Origin of the sequence: Sphingomonas sp., from assembly GCF_019749955.1 — a bacterium.
GTDB lineage: Bacteria > Pseudomonadota > Alphaproteobacteria > Sphingomonadales > Sphingomonadaceae > Sphingomonas.
Map to the genome: position 1 here is coordinate 172,779 of NZ_JAIEPC010000014.1, position 7,368 is coordinate 180,146.

Annotated in this window: 7 protein-coding genes, 1 tRNA gene, 1 pseudogene and 1 riboswitch; of the genes and pseudogenes, 6 read left to right on the forward strand and 3 right to left on the reverse strand. The window is 62.1% G+C overall.

The features are described from left to right. The first annotated feature begins 73 nt into the window (after positions 1-73). The 6 genes and pseudogenes from K2W81_RS05105 (at position 74) to K2W81_RS05130 (ending at position 5,954) form a co-directional block, all read left to right on the forward strand. Positions 74-1,636, forward strand: coding sequence for a DUF4261 domain-containing protein (locus K2W81_RS05105; RefSeq protein WP_294101946.1), 1,563 nt, complete (start codon positions 74-76; stop codon positions 1,634-1,636). Positions 1,637-1,661: 25 nt separating this feature from the next. After that, a riboswitch (TPP riboswitch) is annotated at positions 1,662-1,772 on the forward strand. A gap of 43 nt (positions 1,773-1,815) precedes the next feature. Next, positions 1,816-3,714 (forward strand): phosphomethylpyrimidine synthase ThiC, encoded by a 1,899-nt coding sequence (thiC, locus tag K2W81_RS05110; protein ID WP_294101966.1) that lies wholly within the window; start codon positions 1,816-1,818, stop codon positions 3,712-3,714. 590 nt (positions 3,715-4,304) lie between these two features. After that, positions 4,305-4,538 (forward strand): annotated as a pseudogene (locus tag K2W81_RS05115) (hypothetical protein); the annotation flags it as partial. A gap of 120 nt (positions 4,539-4,658) precedes the next feature. Beyond that, positions 4,659-4,729, forward strand: a tRNA-Ser gene (locus K2W81_RS05120). A 20-nt stretch (positions 4,730-4,749) separates the two neighbouring features. Next, positions 4,750-5,274, forward strand: a complete 525-nt coding sequence (locus K2W81_RS05125; RefSeq protein ID WP_294101947.1) for a hypothetical protein — start codon at positions 4,750-4,752, stop codon at positions 5,272-5,274. After that, the gene (locus tag K2W81_RS05130) at positions 5,271-5,954 is read left to right on the forward strand and encodes a Fic family protein (protein ID WP_294101948.1); all 684 of its coding nucleotides are present in this window, start codon (positions 5,271-5,273) and stop codon (positions 5,952-5,954) included. The genes K2W81_RS05125 and K2W81_RS05130 overlap by 4 nt, the downstream gene beginning before the upstream one ends. Before the next feature lie 167 nt (positions 5,955-6,121). Here the strand turns inward: K2W81_RS05130 and K2W81_RS05135 are convergent, their stop codons facing one another. The 3 genes from K2W81_RS05135 to K2W81_RS05145 form a co-directional block, all read right to left on the reverse strand. Next, entirely contained in the window at positions 6,122-6,412 is a 291-nt protein-coding gene (locus K2W81_RS05135) for a type II toxin-antitoxin system RelE/ParE family toxin (RefSeq protein ID WP_294101949.1), read from the reverse strand. After that, on the reverse strand, positions 6,409-6,651 hold the full coding sequence (locus tag K2W81_RS05140; protein WP_294101951.1) for a type II toxin-antitoxin system ParD family antitoxin: 243 nt from the start codon (positions 6,649-6,651) through the stop codon (positions 6,409-6,411). The genes K2W81_RS05135 and K2W81_RS05140 overlap by 4 nt, the downstream gene beginning before the upstream one ends. A 330-nt stretch (positions 6,652-6,981) precedes the next feature. Beyond that, on the reverse strand, positions 6,982-7,368 hold a 387-nt coding region (locus tag K2W81_RS05145), incomplete at its 5' end, for a hypothetical protein (RefSeq protein WP_294101953.1).

Consider the following 7,368-nt stretch of genomic DNA (forward strand, 5'->3'; position numbering starts at 1 on the left):
GAATTAGCGCGTCGTTACCCAGTGTTAACGGGCGCGCGCTAGGCCTCGACTTACCAGTTTAGGGAGTCGACGGGTGGCGATTGTCGTGTTCAGCAAGCCCGTGGCTTTCCCCATCGCGCCGCTGCGTGAGTTGCTCGACAAGCATCTGCCACTCTACCGCTGGCAGGTGGGTGAGCAGGACAATGGCGGCGCCAAGCAAATGGGCAGCTTCGCCGATAACAGCATCATTTCGGGGCGCTCGACGTCGACCGTCGTCATGACCGAGCTCAGGCCCATGATTGCCCAGGCGCCCGAAGCGCCCGTGCCGCATGAATGGTACGTCCGGATCGGTCCGCCGACGACCGAAGAACGCGGTGTCGCCGATCGGCTGACCCTCATCATCTGCATGACGATCATGATCCTCGACGAGCATCATGCGCATTGCCAGCTCGAACCGGGCGGCAACTGGTTGACGCCGGACGAAATGCTGCGCGCGTTCAAACTGGTGCTGAACGGCGAAACGCTCGATTTGGCGGCGGGGTTCGGCAAGCCATCACGCGGCGCCGGGCCAGCGGCGGCGCGGGACGCCCGCCCGCATCCCGGGGCATTGCAAGCGGCCGATCCGAAAGTCGATCTGCCGGGCAGCGAGTTGAGCGCGCTGGTGGTGCTGGCCGACCGCCATCTGCCGGTCGACCGGGGCTCCCTCGAACGGATGGCGTGCGATGTCGATCCTGACGGCGCGTGGCGCGCGGAGGAGTCGCGCGGCCAGACGGTGCTGGTCGGGCGCGGCACCATCGTCGGCGTGCTCGACTTTGCCGCGCCGCTGCCCGCGCAATATTTTGTCGGCAATTGGGACCGCAGCCATTGGTTTCAGGGCGATCGACGCGCGGTCGAGCAGCATGTCCGCCACGTCACCGTCAAATCGATGCTCAACACGCGCACGGCCGATTATGAAACGGTGCGTCAGGTGGCCAAGATCGTCACGCTCGCGGCCTGCTGGATCGCGCGGCAACCCGGCGCGCTCGCGATCGTCAATCTCGATGTCGGCACGACTTTTGAAAGCGCGATGGGGCGGACCTTTCTGGGTCATCTCGGCCGCGATGAGCTCTCGGTGGCGCTGTGGACCTGGACCAAGCCCGACAGCATGGCCGACGGCGATGTCAGCCTGACGACCAGCGGGCTGCTCCCCTTTGTCGGCCACGAGCTGGAGACATGGCACGCCCCGATCGACTATGCGGTGATGGTCGAACAATTTGGCGATCTGATCCGCTATCTGCTCGCGTCAGGGCCGGTGATTGGCCACGGCGACAGCGCGGGGCGCCATGCCGGCGATCAATCGATCCGCTGCTTCCTTGGACCGAGCCGTGCTGATCGTCCGCAGCCGGTGCAGGCGCTGATCCTCGAAGTCGAAGCGCCCGAAGTTGCGGCGCCCCGGCCCGACCTGCCGGTGACGGGCGGCGATAGTGCGGTCATGGCCAAGGACATGATCGACGGCGCGCTCCGCCAGATGATCCAGTCGTCGGGCTCACCCGCAATGGCCAAGGTGCTGGGCGATGTTCTCGCTGTGCGCGGTGGCGGCTCGGCCCAATCGGCCCCGCCCCCGACCGCGCCTGCCCCGATGCGCCGCCCCATGGGCTTTGGCCGCAAGGGGCTTTAACCGCGCGCATAAGCTGCTAATCATGCGTCATTCCCCGGGGGGACGCTATGGCGGCGTCTGAGAGGCGATGACGACATCGCGACCCGCTGAACCTGATCCCGTTAGTACGGGCGGAGGGAGGGAGCGGTTTTCTCACCCGAAACCCGTCCTCGCTCCGTATCATTTGGAGCATGACGACGATGGCCGACATTCCTGCCCGCACCGAAATTGGCGTGACCACTGGCCCCATTCGCGGCAGCCGCAAGGTGCATGTCGGCCCGTTGGGCGTCGCGATGCGCGAGATCATGCTTGAGCCGTCGTGCGGCGAACCGCCCTTGCGCGTCTACGACACCAGCGGCCCCTATACCGACCCCGACGCGCGTATCGACATTTCGGCGGGCCTCCCCAATCTGCGCCGCGACTGGATCCTCGGTCGCGGCGATGTCGAAAGCTATGACGGCCGCGAGACCCGCCCTGAGGATAACGGCCTCACCGGCCCCGATCGCTCGGCGGGCGTGCCGCAATTCCCCAACGTCGTGAAGCGCCCGTTGCGCGCGAAGGCGGGGGCGAACGTCAGCCAGATGCATTATGCGCGGGCGGGGATCATCACCCCCGAAATGGAATATGTCGCGATCCGCGAGAACCTCGGCCGTGCTGAACTGCGCGACAAGCTAGTCCGCGACGGCGAGAGCTTTGGCGCCGCCATCCCCGATTATGTCACCGCCGAATTCGTGCGCGATGAAGTCGCGCGCGGCCGCGCCATCATCCCCAACAACATCAACCACCCCGAATCCGAGCCGATGGCGATCGGTCGCAATTTCCTCGTCAAGATCAACGCCAACATCGGCAACTCCGCCGTCGCATCGGACGTCGCCAACGAAGTCGACAAGATGGTCTGGTCGATCCGCTGGGGCGCCGACACGGTGATGGACTTGTCGACGGGCCGCAACATCCACGACACGCGCGAATGGATCATCCGCAACAGCCCCGTCCCGATCGGCACCGTGCCAATCTATCAGGCGCTGGAAAAGGTCGGCGGCGTCGCCGAGGACCTGACCTGGGAAATCTTCCGCGATACCCTGATCGAGCAAGCCGAACAGGGCGTGGATTACTTCACCATCCACGCCGGCGTGCGGCTCGCCTATATCCCGATGACCGCCAAGCGCGTCACCGGCATCGTCTCGCGCGGTGGATCGATCATGGCGAAATGGTGCCTCGCGCATCACAAGGAATCGTTCCTCTACGAACGCTTCGACGAGATTACCGAGATCATGAAGGCCTATGACATCGCCTATTCGCTCGGCGATGGCCTCCGCCCCGGCAGCATTGCCGATGCGAATGACGAAGCGCAGTTCAGCGAGCTCTACACGCTCGGCGAGCTCACCCACCGCGCCTGGGCGCACGATGTCCAGGTGATGATCGAAGGCCCCGGCCATGTGCCGATGCACAAGATCAAGGAGAATATGGACAAGCAATTGGAGGTCTGCGGCGAGGCGCCCTTCTACACGCTCGGGCCGCTGACGACCGACATCGCGCCCGGTTATGACCATATCACCAGCGGCATCGGGGCGGCGATGATCGGTTGGTACGGCACCGCGATGCTTTGCTACGTCACGCCCAAGGAGCACCTCGGCCTGCCCGACCGCGACGATGTGAAGGTCGGCGTGGTGACCTACAAGCTGGCAGCCCACGCGGCGGACCTGGCCAAGGGCCACCCGGCGGCACGGCTGCGCGACGACGCCCTGAGCCGCGCGCGCTTCGAATTCCGCTGGCGCGACCAGTTCAACCTGTCGCTCGATCCCGACACGGCGGAGCAATACCACGACCAGACCCTCCCAGCAGAAGGCGCCAAGACCGCGCATTTCTGTTCGATGTGCGGGCCTAAGTTTTGCAGCATGAAGATCACGCAGGAAGTGCGAGACTTCGCGGGCAAGCAGAATCAGGGGGTTGAGGGCTTCATCGCCACGGGCCCGACTGGGGCGGAGACGGCAGCGGCGAGCAAGGCCGCGGCGATCAAGGGGATGGAGGAGATGGCCGCCAAGTTCCGCGAGACGGGGAGCGAGTTGTATATGGGCGCTGGGGGGCGGGAGCGGGATTGAAAAGCGCTAATTTGTTATACTTGTGCGGGAGAGAAACCGATGAGCGGATATGTATCACCGGCGACGACCGAAACTGCCTTCTCATGTCCACACTGTCGGGTTTTGACTACGCAATACTGACGGGGATTAAGTGTTGCTTTTAAATCCGAAGAAAATACTGCCCCACTCAGAATTCGAAATTTAGAAGAAGAAAAAAGAATATTTCTGGACGGCCTAGAAAACACTGAATCTCGACGCAGTATGGAAGATTACTTAAAACGTTTATCGTCTGGCCTCCCTTTCATCGAAGGTAAGTGTGAACGGTACACGCAACATCTTCAAAACGCGGACGTTTCTGAATGCTATAACTGTAAGAAACTGTCGCTATGGATCGGCGATGAACTGGTTTGGCCTTCAAATACCGAAGCGCCCGCGCCCAATCTCGATATGCCGGACGATATTCAACGAGATTTCGTAGAGGCTGGCAAGATATCGAACGTGTCTCCTCGGGGAGCTGCAGCGCTTCTGCGACTTTGTATTCAAAAACTTTGTATCTATCTTGGTGAGGGCGGTAAGAATATAAACGAGGACATAGCGGCCTTAGTCAAAAAGGCCTCGACCCTCGAGTACAGAAGATGCTTGATGTCGTAAGAGTGATTGGAAACAATGCAGTCCACCCCGGAGAGCTAGATATTCGAGATGATCCGGAGATCGCCGGAAAACTTTTTAAGCTCGTCAACATGGTTGTCGATGCAATGATTAGCCGGCCAAAGTCTATAGAAGACTTATATAACGACCTTGGCCCAAAGATGCACTCGGCAATTGAGCGCCGTGACGGGAAATAAGGTAAGGGATTTATCCCCTGCACCCATGTCTAGCTGACCACTTGAACGTCGACGAAGGAGGCGTTAGAACGTGTGGGTAAGAGATACCAACGAGTCCATGGGTTGCCGTGGCCTCTTTGTATGGTGCTAGCTCAGCTGGATAGAGCGCCTGACTGCTAATCGGGAGGCCGGGGGTTCGAGTCCCCCGCACCCCCGAAGCGCTAACAGTTAATTGCGCAGCTCGTTCGAGAATTTCTTTTTGAGACCGGAGATTGCCGCCCAGCGGCTCGGAATTCCGGGGGCACTATGCTTAATTTGGATCAGTCCCCCCACCGATGAACCTCCCGCCTCCCACCACGCGCGCCACCAGCGCCATAATCCCTTCATCCTCCACCCGCGCCACCGCCCGGTAATCGCCGATCCGCCAGCGCCAGTATCCCACATGATCCCCCGTCAACGCGCTCCCCAGCGTGCGGAGGGCTTGCTCGACCGGCGACTCCGCCGGACACCATTCCATCGCATTCCCGTTGACGACCATGGCTGCATTTTGCTCAAACAAGGCTTTACGGGAGAGACGATCATGGACGCGAGGCTGCAAAAGCTGATCGACGCATCGCGCGACCGCCCGATGTCGGAAGCAGAGGCAGAGGCGCAGCGCCGCAGCTTCGCCTATGGCAATGCGCATATCGAAAATGACCGCGTCACCCGAGAAATGGTTGACGAGGCGGCAGAGAAAATCGGGAAGCACAACGGTTGAGCGACGATCGGCATAGCAAAGCCGAAGAGGCTGCGCTGATCACCGATCCTCTTGAACAGGCGCGCCGCGAATCCGAAAATGCCGTCGCGCAGTTCGACCGCGTGCTCGATCTCATCGATGATGTCGTGCGCGGCGGTCGCCCGTTCCGTATCCGCACCTCGACCATTCTCGATCTGCACCGGATCGTGCTCGACGGCCTGTCGGCCTATGCCGGGAACTTCCGGCCCGGCAGTATCGAGATCGGTCTGAGCAAGCACGTCCCGCCGCCCGCGCATCTCGTCACCAGCCTGATCGACGAGATGTGCGATCATGTGATGGATAACTTCGCGGATGGCTCGGCGCTTAATCTGTGCGCCTATGTGATGTGGCGGCTGAACTGGATTCACCCGTTCACCGACGGTAATGGCCGTACCTCGCGCGCGCTCGCCTATTTCGTGCTGTGCGCCAAGATCGGCTATCGGTTGCCCGGCCACGAAACCGTTCCCGAACAGATCGCAGCGGACAAGCTCCCTTATTACCGGGCGCTTGAGGCCGCCGATCTTTCGCTGGAGGCGGGGGCGCTCGATCTTTCGGCGCTGGAAAAGCTGTTAGACAGCCACCTGGCGACCCAATTGCTGTCCGCTTATGACGATGCGAAGAACCCCGACGCTGGTGCCGCCAAGGACCGCAAGCTGCACTGACCGTCCTCCACCGCGCCACCACCCGATAGTCCCCGATCCGCCACCGCCAATTTCCCGCATGATCCCCCGTCAGCGCGCTGCCCAGCGTGCGCGGGTCATCGAGTGAGGCGATGCGCTCTTCCAATGTATTCATGATCCGCGCCGCCGCCGCGCCTCAGCGCTCTGGGCTAAAAATGCCGCGCCGGGTCCATCGCCTTGTGCAGCACGCGCACGATCAGCACGGTCTCACCTTCGACAATATAGAAAATCCGGTGCCCGCCGCAGGGCAGACTTCGCAGACCGCCCGACAGATCGCCCCGCGCAACACCAAGCTCTGGAAAATCGGATAGCCGGTCGAACGCGGCATGGAGCGTGCGCAGATACGCCTCGGCAATGTCGCGACCATGAGCTGTGATGCTGTAATCGAGGATGCCGTCGAGATCGGCATCGGCGTCACGACTGATCGTGACGGGCGTCAAACCAGGCCGTCCCGCTTCCTGCGATCGGCGATGATGTCTTCGATTGTCCGGTCGCTCACGCCCGACGCAAGCCCCTCGTCGATTGCCGCCTGCAATGCCTTCAGCTTCTCGGCATATTCCTGATCGCGGCGCACCAGATCGCGGACGTAATCGCTGGTGCTGCTGTAGCGCCCCTCGGCCACGCGCGCCTCGGCCCAGCTTTTGAGCGCTTCGGGGATGGAGATGTTCATTTGTGCCATGCGGACCTTATACGATTTCGCGCTAACTTTGGCAACGACCGCCCCCACCTCCGCCACGTCTTCTTTACGCTTTCCAAATCGTATCGTTCATGCTATGTTCCAAACCGCTCTTTGCCATCGTCAGCGCCCTCTTGAACCTGCGTGCCAACGCTCCGGCGCGCTCGGGCTTATGCTGTCCCCTGCAGGGGCGCCGCCCTTGGTGGCGTTGGTGCCACCTCATGCCCCCCCCCTGCGACCGTCGTAACTTTTGACACCTTTCGGCCCGTTCGTGCCGCAAAGCTCGGCGGAAGCAACGGTGAATATTGGTGGTTCCACCGCTCACCAACCCCCTCAAAACATCTTCTCCCCCAATATCGCCGCCCACACCATCAGCGTCATCGTGCCGCCGATCAGCGTCGTCACCACCGCTTGCCGCAGCAGGCGGCTTTGCGCGTCGATCGAGTGGACGAAGGCCGCGAACAGGCGGCGTTGCAGCTTGGCGGGGCCGTCATCGCCGCTGCCCGCCAGCCCGTCGGTATCGAATTCCTCGCCGAGCAGCAGCGCGCGCAGGCACAAGGCGCTTGAGGCGATCAGCGGCGCCAGGCCGATCAGGCTCGCGATCGTCAGCACCGGCTGGGTGGCGGCATCGACGCTGAGCGGGGCGCCGGGACTCGCCGAAATCGGGTGCGTGCCGATCGTCACCATCAGCGCGTTGAACGCCAGCATCCCGCCGATCCG